This window comes from Streptomyces sp. Rer75 (genome assembly GCF_013414305.1).
Taxonomy (GTDB): Bacteria; Actinomycetota; Actinomycetes; order Streptomycetales; family Streptomycetaceae; genus Streptomyces; species Streptomyces himastatinicus.
This window is the reverse complement of the sequence record NZ_CP058693.1, coordinates 1,034,278-1,052,906: the sequence shown is the minus strand read 5'-3', so window position 1 is coordinate 1,052,906 and position 18,629 is coordinate 1,034,278. Positions and strand designations below refer to the sequence as shown.

General features: G+C 73.4%; 17 protein-coding genes. 9 read left to right on the top strand and 8 right to left on the bottom strand.

The features are described from left to right. Window positions 1–12: 12 nt before the first annotated feature. Window positions 13–1,113: a phosphorylase gene (locus tag HYQ63_RS03775; RefSeq protein ID WP_179932507.1), complete on the bottom strand. Its 1,101-nt coding sequence runs from the start codon at window positions 1,111–1,113 to the stop codon at window positions 13–15. 137 nt (window positions 1,114–1,250) lie between these two features. On the opposite strand from HYQ63_RS03775, the gene HYQ63_RS03770 reads away from it, so the two are divergent. The 4 genes from HYQ63_RS03770 to HYQ63_RS03755 all read left to right on the top strand — a co-directional run bounded on the left by HYQ63_RS03770 (window position 1,251) and on the right by HYQ63_RS03755 (window position 3,383). After that, entirely contained in the window at window positions 1,251–1,595 is a 345-nt protein-coding gene (locus tag HYQ63_RS03770) for a hypothetical protein (RefSeq protein WP_179932506.1), read from the top strand. 77 nt (window positions 1,596–1,672) lie between these two features. After that, window positions 1,673–2,050, top strand: a complete 378-nt coding sequence (locus HYQ63_RS03765; RefSeq protein WP_179932505.1) for a hypothetical protein — start codon at window positions 1,673–1,675, stop codon at window positions 2,048–2,050. After that, the gene (locus HYQ63_RS03760) at window positions 2,047–2,946 is read left to right on the top strand and encodes a PfkB family carbohydrate kinase (RefSeq protein ID WP_179932504.1); all 900 of its coding nucleotides are present in this window, start codon (window positions 2,047–2,049) and stop codon (window positions 2,944–2,946) included. The genes HYQ63_RS03765 and HYQ63_RS03760 overlap by 4 nt, the downstream gene beginning before the upstream one ends. 80 nt (window positions 2,947–3,026) lie before the next feature. Further along, window positions 3,027–3,383 carry a hypothetical protein gene (locus HYQ63_RS03755; protein ID WP_179932503.1) on the top strand — a complete coding sequence of 119 codons (357 nt, stop codon included), beginning with the start codon at window positions 3,027–3,029 and terminating at the stop codon, window positions 3,381–3,383. Here HYQ63_RS03755 and HYQ63_RS03750 read toward each other — a convergent pair. After that, window positions 3,380–5,173, bottom strand: coding sequence for a sigma-54-dependent Fis family transcriptional regulator (locus HYQ63_RS03750; protein WP_179932502.1), 1,794 nt, complete (start codon window positions 5,171–5,173; stop codon window positions 3,380–3,382). The two genes, HYQ63_RS03755 and HYQ63_RS03750, sit on opposite strands and share 4 nt — an antisense overlap. A 131-nt stretch (window positions 5,174–5,304) precedes the next feature. On the opposite strand from HYQ63_RS03750, the gene HYQ63_RS03745 reads away from it, so the two are divergent. Beyond that, a complete protein-coding gene (locus HYQ63_RS03745; RefSeq protein WP_179932501.1) occupies window positions 5,305–7,077 on the top strand; it encodes an FAD-dependent monooxygenase in 1,773 nt (590 codons plus the stop codon). A gap of 347 nt (window positions 7,078–7,424) precedes the next feature. Beyond that, window positions 7,425–8,348: a YceI family protein gene (locus HYQ63_RS03740; protein ID WP_179932500.1), complete on the top strand. Its 924-nt coding sequence runs from the start codon at window positions 7,425–7,427 to the stop codon at window positions 8,346–8,348. 44 nt (window positions 8,349–8,392) lie between these two features. On the opposite strand, the gene HYQ63_RS44320 is transcribed toward HYQ63_RS03740, so the two are convergent. Further along, window positions 8,393–8,479, bottom strand: coding sequence for a DUF3761 domain-containing protein (locus tag HYQ63_RS44320; RefSeq protein ID WP_257232565.1), 87 nt, complete (start codon window positions 8,477–8,479; stop codon window positions 8,393–8,395). Between the two features lie 336 nt (window positions 8,480–8,815). Here HYQ63_RS44320 and HYQ63_RS03730 point away from each other — a divergent pair, with 336 nt between their 5' ends. Further along, on the top strand, window positions 8,816–9,304 hold the full coding sequence (locus tag HYQ63_RS03730; RefSeq protein WP_179932499.1) for a glutathione peroxidase: 489 nt from the start codon (window positions 8,816–8,818) through the stop codon (window positions 9,302–9,304). Between the two features lie 173 nt (window positions 9,305–9,477). Here the strand turns inward: HYQ63_RS03730 and HYQ63_RS03725 are convergent, their stop codons facing one another. Both HYQ63_RS03725 and HYQ63_RS03720 read right to left on the bottom strand, forming a co-directional pair. Beyond that, window positions 9,478–11,280, bottom strand: a complete 1,803-nt coding sequence (locus tag HYQ63_RS03725) for a glycoside hydrolase family 9 protein (protein ID WP_179932498.1) — start codon at window positions 11,278–11,280, stop codon at window positions 9,478–9,480. Window positions 11,281–11,305: 25 nt separating this feature from the next. Next, the gene (locus HYQ63_RS03720) at window positions 11,306–12,382 is read right to left on the bottom strand and encodes a glycoside hydrolase family 5 protein (RefSeq protein WP_179932497.1); all 1,077 of its coding nucleotides are present in this window, start codon (window positions 12,380–12,382) and stop codon (window positions 11,306–11,308) included. A 244-nt stretch (window positions 12,383–12,626) separates the two neighbouring features. Between HYQ63_RS03720 and sigJ the strand changes: the two genes are divergently transcribed. Continuing rightward, window positions 12,627–13,517 (top strand): RNA polymerase sigma factor SigJ, encoded by an 891-nt coding sequence (sigJ, locus tag HYQ63_RS03715; protein ID WP_179932496.1) that lies wholly within the window; start codon window positions 12,627–12,629, stop codon window positions 13,515–13,517. A 472-nt stretch (window positions 13,518–13,989) separates the two neighbouring features. On the opposite strand, the gene HYQ63_RS03710 is transcribed toward sigJ, so the two are convergent. The 3 genes from HYQ63_RS03710 to HYQ63_RS03700 all read right to left on the bottom strand — a co-directional run bounded on the left by HYQ63_RS03710 (window position 13,990) and on the right by HYQ63_RS03700 (window position 17,158). After that, window positions 13,990–14,907 carry a CoA ester lyase gene (locus HYQ63_RS03710; protein WP_179932495.1) on the bottom strand — a complete coding sequence of 306 codons (918 nt, stop codon included), beginning with the start codon at window positions 14,905–14,907 and terminating at the stop codon, window positions 13,990–13,992. Continuing rightward, a complete protein-coding gene (locus HYQ63_RS03705; RefSeq protein WP_179932494.1) occupies window positions 14,897–16,108 on the bottom strand; it encodes a CaiB/BaiF CoA-transferase family protein in 1,212 nt (403 codons plus the stop codon). The genes HYQ63_RS03710 and HYQ63_RS03705 overlap by 11 nt, the downstream gene beginning before the upstream one ends. A 105-nt stretch (window positions 16,109–16,213) precedes the next feature. Next, window positions 16,214–17,158: a LysR family transcriptional regulator gene (locus HYQ63_RS03700; RefSeq protein ID WP_179932493.1), complete on the bottom strand. Its 945-nt coding sequence runs from the start codon at window positions 17,156–17,158 to the stop codon at window positions 16,214–16,216. 145 nt (window positions 17,159–17,303) lie between these two features. On the opposite strand from HYQ63_RS03700, the gene HYQ63_RS03695 reads away from it, so the two are divergent. After that, window positions 17,304–18,620: a CitMHS family transporter gene (locus HYQ63_RS03695; RefSeq protein ID WP_179932492.1), complete on the top strand. Its 1,317-nt coding sequence runs from the start codon at window positions 17,304–17,306 to the stop codon at window positions 18,618–18,620. Window positions 18,621–18,629 lie beyond the last annotated feature (9 nt).

Here is an 18,629-nt window from a genome sequence, read left to right as displayed (position 1 = left end):
CGGGCCCCGTTGTCAGCCCAGGCCCAATTCCTCGACGCGGCGGGCGAGTTCGGCCACCGCCGGGTCGTCGGGGGCCAGGACGTCCAGCACGGACACCAGCTCGCCCAGGGCCCGGTGCGCCTCGCAGGTGCGCAGCAGGGCCAGGGCCTCCGCGCGGCTCGCCGACTGGCGGCCGACCGCGGTGCCGACGGTGGGCAGCTCGTCGAGCAGCTGCTGCCAGCGGGCGGGGGAGGACAGACCGGGGACCTCCAGCAACAGGTCCACGAGACCGCCGAGTTCCTGGACGCCGAGCCTGCGGCGGCGCCGGGCGGGCGCGCCGGGTGCCGCCTCCGCGCCCAGGAACCGCCCGATCAGCTCGAAGGCGAAGGCGGCCGCGTGCCGGGAGGCGACCGGCTGCCAGCGCTCGTCGTGCGCCTCGCCCTTGTCGCCCAGCAGATCGGAGACGCCCCGGATCACCAGCGCGTCGAGCTGTTGGTTGACGTACGCGCCCGCGAGGAAACCGAAGCCCTCCATGTCCACCGCGATCGCGTCCCCGGCGACGGCCGCGAGCCGCAGGCCGACGTCGGAGCGTTCGTGCCCCACCACCCGGCCGCCTGCCGCGATCGGCTTGACCAGGGCGCGCGGGCGCGGCGCGGTGGCGTCGGGCAGGATCCGCCGCTGCCAGTCGTCGGCCGCGGCGACGTTACGGGCCAGCTGCACCAGCCCGTAGGCGGACTGATGGGTCTTGTGCCGGGGAAGGAACCCGGACTCGGTGTCCTTGCCGGTCTCGTAGTCGTACACCGCGTCGGCCGCCACCACATCGCCGAGCGCCACATCCTTGACGCCGCCCGCCACCCCGACGAACAGCACGGCCTGCGGCGCGAAGAGCGCCGCCGCCCGCTCGACCAGCGCCGCAGCGCCCGGGTTTCCCGGACCCGTCATATGGATCGCCACCCGTCGGCCGCCGGGCCGGGTCCCGGAGCGGAAGACGCCCGTCTCGAACAGTGAGCCGCGCTCCGCCCGGACGGGGCGCGGATCCTCCAGATGCGCTCGTACGGCCCGGTACTCGATCTCCAGCGCGGTCAGGACGACGACGTCCGCCCGCCCCGTGCCCCCGGTGTCGCCAGCCCCCACGGTTCCCCCTTGAACGACCTTGAACGGCGTGAACATGACCGTGCTGAAAACCCTACGTCGAACACAAGAGCTCTCTGTCCGCCCTCTCTTGAGCGGTGGACAATCGGGGCATTCGCTTCCGCATCGAGGAGGACGGGATGAACGCACGCTTCATGCGCTGCGCGCTGGTTGCCGGGACGGTCGTCGTGACCACGCTGGGCCCCTCCGTGCAGGCCCAGGCGCTGCCCGCGTGCGCGAGCAACGCGATCTGCCTGTGGCGGTTCCAGGACGGGACGGGCGAGCTCTACACGTGGCGGGGCGGCTACGTGGACCTGCCCAGTCGGTTCGTGGACCACGTGGGTTCCTTCCGGGCCAACAGGACCGGCGCCTTCATCGATTGGGCCACCGGCAAGGAGTGCCGCTCGGTCCGCAAGGGCGACTACGCCAGCAACTACAGCGGCCGGTTCGGCGCGAAGATCGACGCGGTGGGCGACACCTGCTGAGTGCCTGAGTGCCTGAGTGCCTGAGCGCCTGAGCGCCTGAGCGCCTGAGCGCCTGAGCGCCGCGGTCCGGACGCCCGATGACGAGGGTTCGGGCGGACTTACGCAAGGGTCCCCACGAGTCGGTCGAGGAAGCGCGGGAAGTCTGCGGCTACCTCCAGTCCTGGCACACCACGCTCGTCGACGACTGGGCCCGGGCCGGAGTCCTCGCGGGCGACCGCGAGTCCGCCGCGATCGTCACGCTCGCCCGGCTCTTCGGCCGCCGCGGCGGCGCGATCTGCTGCGTCGCCGACAACATCAGCACCGGCGCGCCCTTCGAAACCGGCGCCGGGCACATCGCCGCCATCGACGTCGCCCTGGAGGGCACCGCGCTGCTGCACCGGCTCGACCGCGCGGCGGAAGCGGAAGGGCTGCCCATGTGGCTGCCGCGGCACGACGCGTGCGAGGAGGCCCGGTGACCCTGACCGGTGTGATCGGTGGCGTATCGGTCGACCACATCGTGCGGGTCGGACACCCGGCACACTATGACTGCCTCGGTGGCCCCGGCCTCTACGCCGCGCTGGGCGCGCGCCTCGTGCCCGGCACCCGGGTGCGGCTGCGGTGCGAACTCCCCACGTCCGTACCGGAGTTCCGTCACACCCTCGCGGCGGCCGGGGCCGATCTCGGCGCCTGTACGGCGGTCCCGGAGCCGGTGCGGGTCTGGCTGCTGGACTCCCCGCAGGGCCGCCGCCTGGTGGAGACCACGCCGCCGCCTGGAGCGGAGATCGCCGAAGCCGACGACGCCATCGAGGCCCCCGCACCGCCCGGCCCGGAATTCCCGGAATTCTTCACCGGCCTGAACGGCCTGCTGTTCTGCTCACCCGCCCGTCTCGACCGCCGGTTCGGCAGCGGGACCGTCGTCGGAGTGGACCCGGATCAGAGCCTGGCACGCACCCGCGGATGGGAGTACTGGCAGGCCATCCGCGCCACCTCCGGTGTCCTCCTGCCGAGCCGTGTGCAACTCGCCACCGTGCACCCGCAGCCGCGCACCGCGGCCACCTGGCTCGCGACACGCCTGAACACCCTCGTCTTGGCCCGTCTCGACGCCGACGGCGCCTACGTGGCGGACCCGGCCGGGCCGTCCTGGACCGTACGCGACGCGGTCGTCCGCGTCGTCGACACCACCGGCGCGGGCGACACCATGGCGGGCGCCCTCGTCGCCGCGCTGGCCGCCGGTGCCGACGCCGCGACCGCCACCGCCCTCGGCGTCAGCGCGGCCCGGATCGCCCTCTCCGGCATCGGCCACCGCGCCCTGCCCGGACACCCCCCGCTCACCGCGCCGCTGCCCGGCGTCACGATCACGAAAGAAGACTGACCAGCCGGACACTCACCGTCCCGCTGCCACCGGTCGAGGAAACCATCCCGGCCGGCGGCTACGTCACCCTCGCGGCCGGAGTGCTCGACCTGTGCGGCTGCGATCCGGACGGGTTCGGCCACCAGGTGGGCACCCGCCTGAGATCCTTCGCCCACGCCTACGCGCGCGAGCCGCTGACGTGGCCCGACACCACCCCGTCCGCCATCACGGTGCTGACCTGCCCGACCTCCACAGCGCCGGTGACTTCTGGATGCTCAAGCTCAGTGCGGCTGGGGGCCGACGACGGGGCACACAGCGTCGAGGTCGCGCAGGCCGCGGCGGGCGCGACGGTCTCGTACGACGCCGCACACCACTGGGGCCGCGTGCCCTTCCGCGGTGGCGCGGTCCCGATGGACGCCCGGCACATCAAGGTCGCCGAGCCCGGGGCGTACAGCTAGGGCTGATCCGCGCCCAGGGCGCGCAGTTTGCGGTACAGGGTGGCGCGGCCGATGCCCAGGGACTCGGCCGCGCGTGCCTTGTTGCCGCCGTGGCGGCGCAGCGCCTCCAGGATCGCGGTGCGCTCCGCGCGTTCCATCCCGCTGAGCCGTCGCGCGGCCGGTGGCACCCGCAGGCCCGGCGGCAGTTCCCCGCGCCGGACCGGGCCGGTGGCGCGGCGGTGCTCGGCCACCTCCCGTACCACCTGGGACAGTTCGGCGACGTTGCCCGGCCAGCTGTGCTGTTCCAGGGCCCGGCGCGCGTCCAGGCTCCAGGACAGCGGCGGGCGGCCGGGGGAGGAGCGCCCGGCGAGCCCCGGCAGCAGTACGGGGATGTCCTCGACGCGCTCGCGCAGCGGCGGCAGGACGACGGAACGGGCCGTGAGCAGATCCAGCAGCCGCCGCAGACACGGGCCGACCCGGGTGCCCGGGGTGTGCGTCGCCGTCAGCGGCACCTCGGGCCGCCGCGCCAGCAGCGAGAGCAGCGCGGCGACATCGGGCTGGTCCAGCCGCTCGGCGTGGAGCACGAGCAGCGGTGGTGCGTCGCCCCCCTCCGCCAGGGCATGGCACCAGCGCGGTACGTCACCGGGCGCGCCCTCGGCGGCGTCCACCACCAGGGGCGCGGTGGTGCCGCGCCAGGCGAACAGGGCGCGGGCGAGCGAGGACTTGCCGACGCCCGCCTCCCCGGTCAGCAGCAGCGGCTCCGCGGTCCGGGCCAGCCCGGTGGCCCGGGCGACGGCCACCCGCCACGGTCCCGACGCACCGGCCAGCCCCGGCAGCCGCTCCCCGCCGCCCCGCCCCGGCGTACGCGCCGGACCGGCCGCCGTACCGTCCGCCGGGTCCGGGCGGGCCACCGCGACCGCGCCGATGACTTCGCCCTCGTGCACGACCGGCGTCATACGGACGACGAGCCCGGCACCGTCCGGCACCGGGAACTCCCGCGGCTGCCGCCCGTCCGCCGCCCCCGCGTCCCGCAGCAGCGCCGTGGCCCGGCGCTCCAGCCCGGTCAGCGTCTCCTCCGACAGCAGCCGTGCCGCACCGGAGCTGACGATGCGGCTGCTCCCGTCGAGCGCCACCACCGCACGCCCCTCCGGCGCCTGGCGCAGATACGCGTCCAGCAGCAGCCGCTCCGGGGGCCGGGCCCGGCCCAGCAGCTCCGACTCGACCGCGAGCGCCGTGGCCTCGGCGAACGCCGTGCCCGGGTGGGGCGCGCGGTCCTCGCGCAGCGGGGTCAGCGCCGTGACGGTCCCGGCGGGGCGGCCCGCCCCCGGCTCGTACACCGGAACGCTGACCGCCGACAGCTCCTGCCACACGTCCAGGACGTGTTCCGGGCCGTGCGTCTCCGCCCTGCGCCCGAGGCGCAGCGCCAGCACCGCGCTGTGGTGTCCCACCGCCCGCTCCGACAGATCGCACCCCGCCGCGGGCGGCGGGCCGCCGCCCGGCCCGGCGCCGCCCGACCACAGCACCCGGCAGCGGGAGTCGGCGAGCACCAGCGCCATGTCGCCGCCGCTCAGGGTGGGCAGGATGCGGTCGAGCACCGGGCGCGCGGCGGCCAGCAGCGGGGAGTGCGCGGGCACGGGGGCGGGCGGCGGCGTCAGATCCCGCCGTACGCCGAGGAAACGGGCCCGCCGCCACGCCTCGGCCAGCTCGTCGGAGATGTCCTCGCCCGGCGGCCGCCCGCCGAGGAATCGCTCACGGGCCCGCCGGACCGGGGCGAGAGCCGCGGCGGCCGGGGTGTCGTCGATGCTCGTCACAGGGATCTCACCGTATACGGCCCGGGTGTCTCGTATTGAGACACCTCCACCACCCACTCCTCAATCAAGATCATCAATGCTGGCCGGACCCTGTGAACCGAACCGGCCACCAGGAGAGGAGCCATACGCACGTGAACACCGTCGAGACAGACGTCCTGGTCGTCGGCAGCGGCCCGGCCGGAGCCGCGACGGCGCTCGCCCTGAGCACCTACGGCGTGCCCAACATCATGGTCACCCGGTACGGCCGCCTCGCGGACACGCCCCGCGCGCACATCACCAACCAGCGCACCATGGAGGTGCTGCGCGACCTCGGCGTCGAGGAGCCGGTGCGGGCGCGGGCCACCCCGCAGCACCTCATGGGGAACACCGTCTTCTGCACCAGCCTCGCGGGCGAGGAGCTGGGGCGGCTGCGCTCCTGGGGCAACGACCCGCGCGTCCAGGCCGAACACGAACTCGCCGGACCCAGCCCCATGTGCGACATGCCACAGCACCTCATGGAGCCCGTCCTGGTGGACGCGGCCGTCGCCCGGGGCACCGCGCTGCGCTTCGACACCGAATACCTCGCGCACGAGCAGGACGCCGATGGCGTCACCGCGACCGTACGGGACCGGCTGCGCGGCGACACCTACCGCATCCGGGCCCGCTACCTGGTCGGCGCGGACGGCGGGCGCAGCCGCGTCGCCGAGAACGCCGGGCTGCCGACCGTCGGGCGGATGGGCGTCGCGGGCAGCCTCAACATCGTCTTCGAGGCGGACCTGACCGCCCTGACCGCCCACCGCCCGTCCACGCTCTACTGGGTGCTCGCCCCCGGCGCCACCGTCGGTGGCATCGGCGCCGGGCTGGTGCGCTGCGTACGCCCCTGGACCGAGTGGATGGTGGTGTGGGGGTACGACCTGGAGGCCGGTCCACCGGACCTCACCGAGGAGTTCGCGCTGTCCGTGGTGCGGCGGCTGCTCGGCGACGACGAGATCCCGGTGCGCATCACCTCCACGTCGGCCTGGACCGTCAACCACCTGTACGCCGAGACCTACGCCGACCGGCGGGTGCTGTGCGCGGGCGACGCCGTCCACCGCCACCCGCCGTCCAACGGCCTCGGCTCCAACACCTCCATCCAGGACGCGTACAACCTCGCCTGGAAGCTCCGCCACGTCCTCGACGGCACCGCCGCGCCCGCCCTCCTGGACAGCTACTCCGCCGAGCGGGCCCCGGTCGGGCGGCAGACCGTCGAACGCGCCAACAAGAGCATCGGCGAGACCGCGCCCGTCTTCGAGGCGCTGAACCTGCTGTCCACCACCGACCCCGAGCAGATGTGGCGCAACGTCGACGCCCGCAAGGACGCCACCGCCGAGGCCGAGAAGCAGCGGCAGCGGCTGCGCGAGGCCATCGCCGCCAAGGTGTACGAGTTCAACGCGCACGGCGTGGAGATGAACCAGCGCTACACCTCGGCCGCCGTCGTCCCCGACGGCACCCCCGACCCCGGCTTCGTCCGCGACCCGGAGCTGTACCACCAGCCCTCCACCCGGCCCGGCGCCAAGCTGCCGCACGCCTGGGTCACCCGCGGCAGCGACCGCCTCTCGACCCTCGACCTCGGCGGCCACGGCCGGTTCACCCTCTTCACCGGCATCGGTGGCGACTGCTGGCGGCAGGCGGCCGAGGCCGCGCGGCGCGAACTCGGCATCGAGGTCGCCACCGTCGTCATCGGGCCCGGCCAGGAGTACGAGGACCCCTACGGCGACTGGGCGAACCTGCGCGAAACCGCGGACGGCGGTGCCCTGCTGGCCCGCCCCGACAACTACATCGGCTTCCGCCACGCCGCTGCCTCACCGGATGCCGCGGACCTGCTGACCGGCGCGCTGCGGCAGATTCTCGGACACGCGCGCCCGGCATCCGAGGAGGCCGACTGACATCCCAGAGTCGCGGCTGTTCGCAATCCCCTCACGTCCCTGACCCGACATCTGCACAACTGCGTCCGCGACACCGCGCGCACCCCGGTTGACCTCGTGGGCACCGGTGAGCGCCGTCGAACGGAGCCCGGTGCGGGGCTTCACCCTGGTCGACGATCCCGGGCTCGCCACCCGTTACGGTGTCAGGACCCCCTTCCGTCTCACCGACTTCGCTCTCGTGTTGTCGCGCGCCACCTCATGAGTGGCGCACACGAGGCCGTTGGCTGATACAACCACCCCTGATGGGTGACGTCCCCCAGCGCCCTCCATCATGGGGAGACCCCGTTACCGAGAGAAACTTTAGAGAGATGACTGCAACACCCCTCGCACTGCTCCGGCGCATGCGAACCAAGCGCCCGAACCGTGGATCGGGTCTCCGCCTCCCCATGCCCGTCGGCGCCGGTGCCTTCAGCTGCGAGGTCCTGGACCCCGTCGGCGAGCCGCTGGGCGGTGTCGAGGTCACCATCACCGCGACCCGCGGCGCGGGCAAGCAGGCGGTCAAGGCCACCACGGACCCGCACGGGCTGTTCGTCGCCACCCTGGAGCCGGGCGAGTACTCCGTACTGCTCACCGGCAGCGGCCTGACCCCCCACCGCCTCACCACCGAGGTCAGGCCGGGCGAATGCCGCGAACCCCAGCGCATCCCGATGCAGCCCTCGCAGCAGCTCGAACTCCCCCCGCCCGGCACCTGGCTCTTCGACCCCCCGCACACCGCCATCCGCTTCATCGCCCGCCACGTCGGCATGGCCAACGTGCACGGCCGCTTCACCCGCTTCCGCGGCGGCATCCACGTGGCCGAGCGCATCGAGGACTCCCGTGTCGAGGTCCTCATCGACGCCTCCAGCATCTCCACCGGCAACAACACCCGGGACAACCACCTGCGCTCGGCGGACTTCCTCGACGTCGAGAACTACCCGGACATACACTTCGCCAGCAACAAGTTCACCTGGCGCAGTGGCTCGAAGTGGAGCATCCAGGGCCCCCTGACGATGCACGGCGTCAGCCGCTCCGTCACCCTCGACACCACCTACCTCGGCGCCGTGAACGGCGGCTACGAACAGGAACTCCGCTGCGCGGCCCACGCCACCGCCGAACTGCACCGCGAGGACTACACCCTCAACTGGCGCAACATGCTCGCCCGCGGCATCGCCGTCGTCGGCCCGACGGTCAAGCTGGAACTCGACATCCAGGCGATGTACCGCAACCACGACACCCCGACCCCGCCGGAGTAGCCCCGCCGACGGGGCGCGCCACACCGGCGCGCCCCGTCGCCGTGTCACCGGTAGAAGACGGCGACCCCGCCGTGATGCGAGCAGGCGCCCTGATGGTGCGCGGCGTACGAGAGCGTCCCGTCCTCACACAACGCCGTGGCCCCGCCCGTACCCCCCGAGGACGAGTCCCCGGCCCCGGCCCCCCGACCCGGAGGCCCCGGACCCGGACGACGACGCGTCGGCGGGTGCTTCGGCGCTCCGCGTCACCTGAGGCTTCGGCGTGGGCGCCGGGCCCGGAGGCGGCGGTGTTGGGTGGTTATTCCAGGACATAGTCCCCTTTGAGTGAAACTCGAGGAGCTGACCATAACCGCGGTAATTGAAAAGTGAAAAGTTTGTGTGTGGGGCGTGGTCAAGTTGTGATCCGGGTCCGTGGCTCCGTGATCGCATAGATTGGCCGCATCGGTCGAACGACGAAGGTGGGATCCGCGATGAGTCTGTACGACATTCCCCTGCGCACCCTGTCCGGCGAGCCGACCACGCTCGGCGCGCATCAGGGCGCCGCGGTGCTGGTGGTCAACGTGGCGTCCAAGTGTGGGCTGACGCCGCAGTACGAGGGGCTGGAGCGGTTGCAGCAGCGGTACGCCGGGCGCGGGTTCACCGTGCTGGGGGTTCCGTGCAACCAGTTCGCGGGGCAGGAGCCGGGGACGGCGGAGGAGATCGAGACCTTCTGCTCGACCACGTACGGCGTCTCCTTTCCGCTGCTGGAGAAGACCGACGTCAACGGCGATCAGCGGCACCCGCTCTACGCCGAGCTGACCCGGACCCCGGACGCGGCGGGGGAGGCCGGGGATGTGCAGTGGAACTTCGAGAAGTTCCTGCTCTCGCCCCAGGGTCAGGTGGTCGGACGCTTCCGGCCGCGGACCGAGCCGGAGGCGGCGGAGGTCGTCGAGGCGATCGAGGCCCAGCTGCCCCGCTGACCGGGGGAGCCGACTCCGTGCGCCTTCAGGAGCGCGCCGCCCGGCGCGCTCCTCCACGGCACGGCCCTCCGTTGATGGTCTGCACCGTCACAGGAAAGTTGTCGCGCCGTTTACCCTGGGCGACCGCATTGCCGGGCGCCCAGGGCGGGCGGGAAACGGGTGGGAGATCGGGCTCAGCGTTCGGCGGCGAAGGCCACCAGCCACGCCAGCGGGGCGTTCCAGTTGATCGCCACCTCGTTGGTGGAGTACGAGCCGATGTCGTCGATGTAGCACTTCGCGGGCTTGCACCCCGCCAGCTTCTCCTGGGCCACCGGATCCTGGAGGGCCGCGTTCGGGCCGCCCGCGAAGGAGCCTGCGGGTGGGTTCGGGAGGGAGGCGTCGTACTGGTGCGCCCAGAAGCGGTGGTGCTGGTTGAGGGCGGTGTGGTCGCCGTAGCCGGTGACGTAGGACTGGCCGAGTGCGTTGCGGCCGAGCAGGTAGTCCAGGGCTTCCAGGGCGCCGGTGCGGTAGCGGGGTTGCCGGGTGAGTTCGTGGGCGACGGCGATGACGCTCGCGTTGTTGGCCACCTGGCCGTTGGAGCCCCAGACGTAACCGTCGGTGGTCAGGGGGACGGCGTATCCCTGGCGGCCCATGGTGGCCAGGTAGCGGTCGGCGGCGGACACCACGGAGGCGCGGACGCGGGTGCGGTCGGTGGCGGGCAGGCCGTTCGGGACGGTGGCCAGGGTGATGCGGCCGAGGGCGGCGGTGTCGTGCCAGGCGAAACCGGCCGCGGTGAAGACGTCGTCCGCGGTGTGGAAGGGCGAGGCGGTCACCGCGTCCCGGTAGCGGCTCTCCTTGGTGGTGGCGTACAGCTCGGCGGCCGCCCAGTAGAACTCGTCGCCGACCCGGGTGTCCCCGTACGCGCCGCCGCCCGTGCCGTCGGAGTCCGGGGCGAGCCGGTCGGGGTGGGCCTGGGCGGCGGTCCAGGCGCGGCGTGCGGAGGCGAGGCAGCGGGCGGCGAAGGCCGCGTCGTAGGGGGCGTAGACCCGTGCGCACTGTGCCGCGGTGGCCGCCAGGTTGAGGGTGGCGGCGGTGGACGGGGGGTGGAGTTCGCGTGGCTGGGAGTCCTGTTCGGGGCGGGTCGGCAGACCGGTCCAGGCCGCGTCATGGATCTTGTGGAAGGCCATGCCCGCGAGTGGTTTCCCGTCCGGGATCTGCATCCGCATCAGGAAGTCCAGCTCCCAGCGCGCCTCGTCGAGGACGTCGGGCACCTTGTTGCCCCGTTCGGGCACGCGCAGGGTGGAGTCGCCGAGCGCCGCGGCGTGGCCCGCCCGCTCGGCGCGCTCGAAGGAGTTCACCAGCTGCCAGGTGGCAATGCCCCCGTTGACCACGTATTTGCCCTGGTCACCGGCGTCGTACCAGCCGCCGCGGACATCGCGCGCGTAGTCGCACACCCCGGGCTGGCACGGCACGCTGGTGTCACCCTGGTTGGGCGCGACACCGAGGTGGCCGGCCGGGCGCGCGTACGCCGCTCCGGCGAGCCGCGCCTCGATGGGTGTGCCGCTGCGCTGCTGGTAGAAGAAGGACATCGCGTCCGCGCGCAGCCCGTCGTACAGGCCCGCGCGGATGTCGAACGGGTGGCTGGTGCGGCCGTCCACGGTGAGGGTGTACCGGGTGCCCGTTCCCCGGTACGAGGAGAAGTCCACCAGCTGGGTGGAGTCGCCGGAGGCGGCGTCGGCGCCACCCGCGGCGGTGGTGGTGCCGGAGGCGGCCGTCCTGCCGGACGCGTCGCGCAGTTGCCACGGCAGGGCGGTGGTGCTCGCGGTGACGACGGTGGCGCGCTTGGGGCCGTCCGGCAGGTAGCCGAGCTGGTTGACGTGCACGGCCGAGGGCGCGGCCACGGCCGCCTGGGTGGTGGGCGCGGTGACGAACAGCAGCGCTCCGGCCAGTAAGGCTGCGGCGGTGCGCGCGGTATGAGGGAAAGGGGACTTGGGCATGGTGGAGTCCTTCCTGTCGGGGGGGCTAGGAGCGGTAGACCGTGGCTTCTCTGGACGTCGACCCGATGCCGTTCGCACCCTTGAAGATCCGCTGTCCCCAGCTGGTGAGCGAGGCGGCGTTGAACCCGGTGGCCATGTCGAGGTATTCGACACCGCCGCTGTTGCCGCTCCAGGACCAGCCCAGATAGCCGACGCCGAGTGTCTGGGCGTTCGCCATGATGGCGGTCTCATCGGGGTTGCCGTCGGAGTGGTTGTGGCCGAACTCGCCCACTACGAGCGGGAGTTTGGCGTTGACGAAGCGGGTGAGGTAGTCCTTGACCTCGGTGGCGGTGTCGAAGACTCCGTACATGTGGACGGAGAACACGGTGTTGCGGTCCGGGTCGGCGGCCAGGACGGAGGCCGCGTTGTCGCGCATGGTGAAGCTCCAGTCCTGGCCCCAGTTGGGGGCGTCGGCCATCAGGGCGTGATGGATTCCGGCGGTGCGCAGCTTCTGGATGGCGGCCTTGGTGTCGGCGGTCCACGCGGTGGCGTTGGTGTTTCCGTACGGCTCGTTGCCGAGGTTGACGACGACGTAGCTCTCCTGGCCCGCGAGGGCGGTGCGCACGCTGATCCAGTAGTCGGTGGCGCGGGAGAGGGTGACGGCGCCGCCCTGCTCGCCGTAGCCGGTGGTGTCATGGGCTTCGAGGACGCAGATGAGCCGGTTGCGCTTGCACTGCGCGACGACGTTCGCCACATCGGCGGTGTCGTTCTTGGTCCAGCGGTCTCCGGTGGACAGCACCACCCGCACGGTGTTGGCGCCCAGCGCCTTGATGTCGGAGAGCGTCTGGGTGGTCCGGGTGGCGTACCAGGTGTGGGCGTGGTTGACGCCGCGCATCACGAAGGTGCTGCCGTTGCCTTCGACCAGCTTGCCGCCCGCGACGTGTAATCCGCCCGCGGCGTGTAGTCCGCCCGCGGCGTGTAATCCCGCCGTGGCGTGTGACCCCGCCGTGGTGGCGCGGGCGGGTGGCGCGAGGGAGGGCAGGGACAGCAGCAGGGCGGCGATGGCCGCGAACACGACGGCCACGACGCGGGGAGTGGCGCCGGTGGGGGCGGTCGTACGCATGGGCGACTCCTGTGGGGGAGCGGTCGGTCCGGGTGGTTTGCTCGGGTCATGACAATGAAGTCTGGACTGCTAACGTCTTGGGAGCGCTCCCAAGTTATGTAGTGAGGGGGCCGCGGTGCGTCAAGGGCTGAGGGGCCGAACGGGCGGACAGGCCGGTGCCGGTGTCCGCCCGCGCTGTCACATCGGCCGCGGCCCGTACGTCAGTGTTCTGATGACACATGACGAGGAGAGAGGGCGAGGGCCGATGGCCGGAAACGCGTTCCTGGCGGAGACCTTCGAGGCACACCGCGGCCATCTGCGGGCGGTGGCCTACCGCATGCTCGGCTCGCTCAGCGAGGCCGACGACGCCGTCCAGGAGGCGTGGCTGCGGCTCAGCCGCTCCGACACCAGCGAGGTGACGAACCTGGGCGGATGGCTGACGACGGTCGTCGGCCGCGTGTGCCTGGACATGCTGCGCTCGCGCACCGCCCGGCGGGAGGAACCCCTCGGGGCGCATGTGCCGGACCCGGTCCTCAGCGGTACGGGCGGGGTCGACCCGGAAGACCAGGCGCTGCTCGCCGACTCGGTCGGCCTCGCCCTGCTGGTCGTCCTCGAAGCGCTGGCTCCCGCCGAGCGGCTGGCGTTCGTCCTGCACGATCTGTTCGGCGTGCCGTTCGACGAGATCGCGCCCATCGTCGGCCGCACCCCGGCCGCGGCCCGTCAGCTCGCCAGCCGCGCCCGCCGCCGGGTGCGGGGCGCGGCGCCCGTCCCCGACCCGGACCTGGCCCGGCAGCGCGCGGTGGTCGACGCCTTCCTCGCCGCCGCGCGCGACGGCGACTTCGACGGGCTCGTCGCCCTGCTCGACCCGGACGTCGTACTGCGTGCCGACTTCGGCGCCGCCGCCCCGCTCGCGTTCCGCGAGGTGCGCGGCGCGGAGGGCGTGGCCAACCAGGCGCTCACCTTCGCCCGCGCCGGGGGCGAGGGCAGCGTCCCCCGGCCCGCGCTGGTCAACGGGGCCGTCGGGGTGGTCGGGACCCGGGCGGGCAGGCCGTTCTCGGTGCTGGGCTTCACGGTCACGGACGGGAAGATCGCCGCGATCGACATCCTCGCCGACCCGGACCGGCTGGCCGGGCTCGACCTGACGGTGCTGGATTGAGGGGGCCGGGGTGCCCCGCCCCCGTGCGACCGGCCGGGTGCGCGCCACGCCGGTGCCCGTTGCGGCGGTTCCGCTCCCAGGTGGGCGGCGGTGACGGGCGTGGTGGGTGGGGCGAGGACGGCCGACGCGCGGGAAGGGCCTTGGGCGCGGGAAACCGCCCTACCGGGCGGGGCACCTCCCGGTGGTGGCCGGGAGAGGGCTGAGGCGCCTCACTGGTCGGCCCGCCGGCGAGCCTGTGCTGGGCGTGGCGCCGCCTCGGGCATGGCGATCGCGGTCGTCCCGGCGGTCACGGTGGTGTGGCGACGGCCGCCGACGCCGGGGTCGGTGCGCCGGGAAAGCCCTCCGGCGCCGGGGTGTCCGGCGGCGCCGGGGCGCTCCCGGCCGACCGGCCGACCGGCCGAGCATGCCGCGCTGGTGCCCCCTGGGCGCGGCCGACCGTCGACGGGGGGACCTCCCGGCGGCGAACCGGGGCTCATATATCGGCCCGCTGGGCGAGCGTGTGGCGGGCCGTGGCCGCCATCGCCTCGTCCACCATCCGCCCCTCGAACCGCACGGCCCCGGCGCCCCGCGCCTGGGCCTCCTCCACCGCCGCGATCAGCCGTGCGCAGCGGGCCAGTTCGTCGGGGCCGGGGGAGAACGCCTCGTTGACGACCGGCACATGGGACGGGTGGATCACCGCCATCCCCTCGTACCCCAGGGCGCGGTTCTGCCCGGCGAAGCGGCGCAGTCCGTCGAGGTCCGCGATGTCGGTCCAGAGCCCGGCCACCGGGTGGGGGCAGTCCGCGGCGCGGGCGTCGAGCAGGACCCGGGCGCGCAGGTCGCGCGTCTCGTCGCCGTCCGGGCTCCAGCGGTAGCCCACGGCCCGTTCCACGTCGCCGCCGGGGCCGGTGAGCGCGCCCAGGTGGGCGACGCGGTCGGCGGCGCGGCCGATGGCGTACGCCTCGCGCAGCCCGCGCGCCGTCTCCAGAAGGGGGACGAGCGCGAAGTGGCCGTCGGGCAGCCCGTGGTGGCGCTCGCACCACGCGAGCATCCGGTCGGCGGCGCGTACGTCGTCGGCGTGGGCGACCTTGGGCAGCACGATGCCGTAGAGGCCGGGGCGGGCCACGGCGCGCAGTTCGTCGGCGGCTTGCCAGCCCGCGGCGCGGTCGAGCGCGTTGACGCGTACGAACAGCCGCATGCGCGATGTTGCCCGGTCGATGGCGCGGGTCACGGCGTCGAGCGCCGCCGCTTTGCCGTCGTCGGGGACCGCGTCCTCCAGGTCGAGGATCGCGGCGTCGGCGCCCGCCGCCTCGGCCTTGGGCAGCCAGTCGGTTCTGCTGCCCGGGACGAAGAGCAGGGAGCGCAGGGGGACCCGGGCCGCTGCGGATGGTGGACGGGCCTCAGATGACATCGTCGTCCTCCAGCCGCGCCAGCCGCTTGTCGTCGATGCCGAGCCACTCCCCGTAGACCAGGGCGTTGTCCTCGCCGAGCGCCGGGCCGGTGCGCCACACCGCGCCGGGAGCCCGGCGGAAGTGCGGGATGACCGCCTGCATCCGGACCGGGCCCAGGTCGGGGTCGTCGACGGTGATGATGTCCTCACGCTCGGCGTAGACGGGGTCGGCCGCGATGTCGGCGGCGGTGAAGACGCGGGAGGCCACCACCTCGGCGCGCTCGAACTCCTCCAGGCAGACGGCCGAGGGGCGCCCGGCGACCCACTCGCGCAGCGCCGCGTCGAGCCGGTCGCGGCCCGCGTGCTGCTGCTCGACGGTGGCGAATTCGGCGTCGGGCAGGCCGAGGAGACGTACCACGTTGCGCACCGAGCGGGTGGTGGCGGAGGTGACGGTGAGCCAGTCGCCGTCGCCGCTGCGGTAGGTGTTGATGACGGCGGCGGGCGCGACCGCGAGCTGGTTGCCCGCCCGTTCGGGGGCCGTACCGAGCTGGTCGTAGGCGATGATCTGCCACTCCACGAGGCGGTAGAGGGGTTCGAAGAGGGCCAGGTCGATCCACTCGCCGTCGAAGTCCGGGTCGGTGTTGCGGCGGTGCAGCGCGGCGAGCACCGCGAACGCGCCCATCAGGCCCGTGACGGCGTCACCGTGCGAGAAGCCGGTGTGCACGGGCGGGCCTTCGGGGAAGCCGGTGAGGTGGACGACCCCGCTGCGGGCCTCGCCCATCTTGCCGAAGCCGGGGGCGTCCGCGCGGGAGGAGGTGGCGCCGAAGCCGGAGATCTGGAGCAGGATGGCCCGGGGGTTGAGCGCGTGGACGGCCTCCCAGTCCAGCCCCCAGGCGCGCAGCCGTCCGGCGCGCAGCGTCACGATCACCACATCGGCCCAGGCGACCAGTTCGCGGGCGACTTCCCGGCCCGTCTCGTGGTGCAGATCGAGCGTCACGGAGCGCTTGTTGCGGCCCGCGACCTTGAACCAGAGCGGGACCCCGTCCCGGCGGGGCCCCATGGCCCGGGCGGCGTCCCCGTCACCGGGCGGCTCGACGTGTACGACGTCGGCGCCCTGGTCGGCGAGCATGCCCCCGGCGAGCGGGCCCGCCACGACGTGGGCGAACTCCACCACCTTGAGCCCCGCGAGCTGTCCCTGCCGTGTGCTGGTGTGGTCCTCCATGCGGTTCAGGCTGCGGGGTGGGGGATATGCGGGTCCAGCATTGAACGAACATCAATTCATGCGGATATCGCAAAGGAAAGCCAAGGCGAAAACCCCACGCCCCGGTCAGCCCGCGTCCGTCTCCTCCCACGCCACGCCCTCCGGGAGCCGGTGGCCCGCCGTCCGGAACGCCTCCAGCTCCTCCAGGAAGCGCCCCGCGCCCGGCGGGAGCGCCCGGTGTGCCGGGAGGACCACGTACAGGCGGCGTTCCAGCACCGGCGCGACCAGCGGGCGGCGGACCAGGGGGCCCGGCGGGATCAGGGGGTGGACCAGGGCGGGGAGGGCGGAGACGCCGAGTCCCGCCGCCACCAGGCCGCCCACCGTGGCCACGCTCGACGCCTCGGCCGCCGGGGCGGCGTCCCTGCCCGCCCGGGCGAAGGCGGCGTCCGTCATGCGGCGCACGCTGGAGTCCGTACCGACCGCGAGGAACGGTTCGCGGCCGAGCTGCTCCCAGGTGACCTCGTCCCGCTCGGCGAGCGGATGGTGTTCGGGGAGGACCGCGTGGAAGCGGTCGCGCACCAGGGGCCGCAGCCGTATGCCGCCGGTCGCCTGGTGGCGGGGGACCGTGCTCACGGCGAAGTCGGCGTCGCCGTCCACGACCCGCTGGAGCACCGAGCGTTCCAGGCCGTCCAGGAGCCGTACGGTCATCTCGGGGCGCCGGGCGCGGAAGGCGGAGATGACCGGGGGCAGGAGGACGGCCGCCACCGAGGGGAGGGTGGCCAGCGACACGGCGCCGCGCTCGCCCGCCACGTAGCGGCCCAGCTGGGCGAGGCCCGCCCGGTGCGCGGCGAGGATCTGGTCGGCGATGCGCAGCGCCTCCGCCCCGGCCGGGGTGAGTTCGACGTTGCGGGTGTCGCGCTCCAGCAGCCGCATGCCGAGCGTGCGTTCCAGATCGGCGACCGCACGGCTCAAGGAGGACTGGGACACATGCAGTTCGGCGGCCGCCGCGGTGAAGCTGACCGCGCGGGCGACCGCGGTGTACGCCGTGAGCTGGCGCAGGGTGACGTCCATGGTCGGCGAGCGTATGCGCGACCGCCGCCCGGGGGAACTGTTGCGCAGAACGCATGGATAGATCTGTGTTCGATGCTGGACGCGGATCTTTCGCCGCTCCGACACTCTTCGGCAACACCTGACCGGACGAGGAAGCGAGCGGCCCATGCTGGCAGCCCTGGGATTCTGCACGATCGGCGGCTTCCTGCTGCTCACCATGTTCAAACGGGTCTCGGTGCTCGTCGCCCTCGTGCTGACGCCGGTGGTCACCGCGGTCATCGGCGGCTACGGGGACGACCTCGGCCCGATGGCGCTCGACGGGCTGTCCCAGGTCGCCCCCACCGGCATCATGATCGCCTTCGCGGTGCTCTACTTCAGCCTGATGATCGACGCGGGGCTCTTCGAGCCGCTGATCCGCGCCATCCTGCGCATCGCGAAGAACGACCCGCTGCGCGTCACGGTCGGCACCGCCGTCCTCACCATGTGCGTCGGGCTCGACGGCGACGGCGCCTCGACCTTCCTCATCTCCATCTCCGCGCTGCTGCCCGTCTACCGGCGGCTCGGCATGAGCCGGCTCGTGCTCGCCGGGGTCGTCGCCCTCGGCGCGGGCGTGATGAACATGATCCCGTGGGGCGGCCCGACCGCGCGGGCCGCCGCCACCCTCAAGCTCGAGACCTCCGACATCATCACCCCGCTGCTGCCCGCCTTCGCCGCGGGCATCGCCTGGGTGCTGTTCGCCTCGTACGCCATCGGCCGCCGCGAGCGCACCCGCCTGGGCGGTGCGGTCACGGCCGAGCCGGAACCGGCCCCGGCGGCGGCCGTCGGCGACGGCCCCGGTACGCCGCGCGTGGCCCGGCGGGCGGGCACCGCGCTCACCGTCTTCAACGTGGTGCTCACCCTGGCCCTGCTGACCGGTCTGGTGTTGGAGGTCATGCCGCTGCCGGTGCTGTTCGTGCTGGCGTTCGCCATCGCGCTGCTGGTCAACTACCCGCGCTGGGAGGACCAGCAGGCCCTGCTGGAGAAGCACGGCAACAGCGTCGTCCTCGTCACCACCATGATCTTCGCCGCCGGTGTGTTCACCGGCATCCTCACCGGCACCGGCATGATCGGGAAGATGGCGCACGCGATCGTCGAGGTCATCCCCGAGAGCCTCGGCGGGCATCTGCCCGCGCTGGTCGCCGTCACCAGCATGCCGCTCAGCCTCGTCTTCACTCCCGACGCCTACTACTTCGGCATCCTGCCCGTGCTCGCCGGAACCGCCGACTCCTTCGGCACCGACCCCGCCGAGGTCGCCCGCGCCGCCGTCCTCGGCCAGATGACCACCGGATTCCCGCTCTCCCCGCTCACGGCCGCGACCTTCATCCTGCTCGGCATGAGCGGTGTGCAGCTCGGCGAGCACCAGCGGTTCATCTTCGGCTGGGCGTTCGGCACGACGCTGGTGATGACCGCGGCCGCCATGGCGACGGGCGCCGTGCCGCTGTGACCCGGCGCG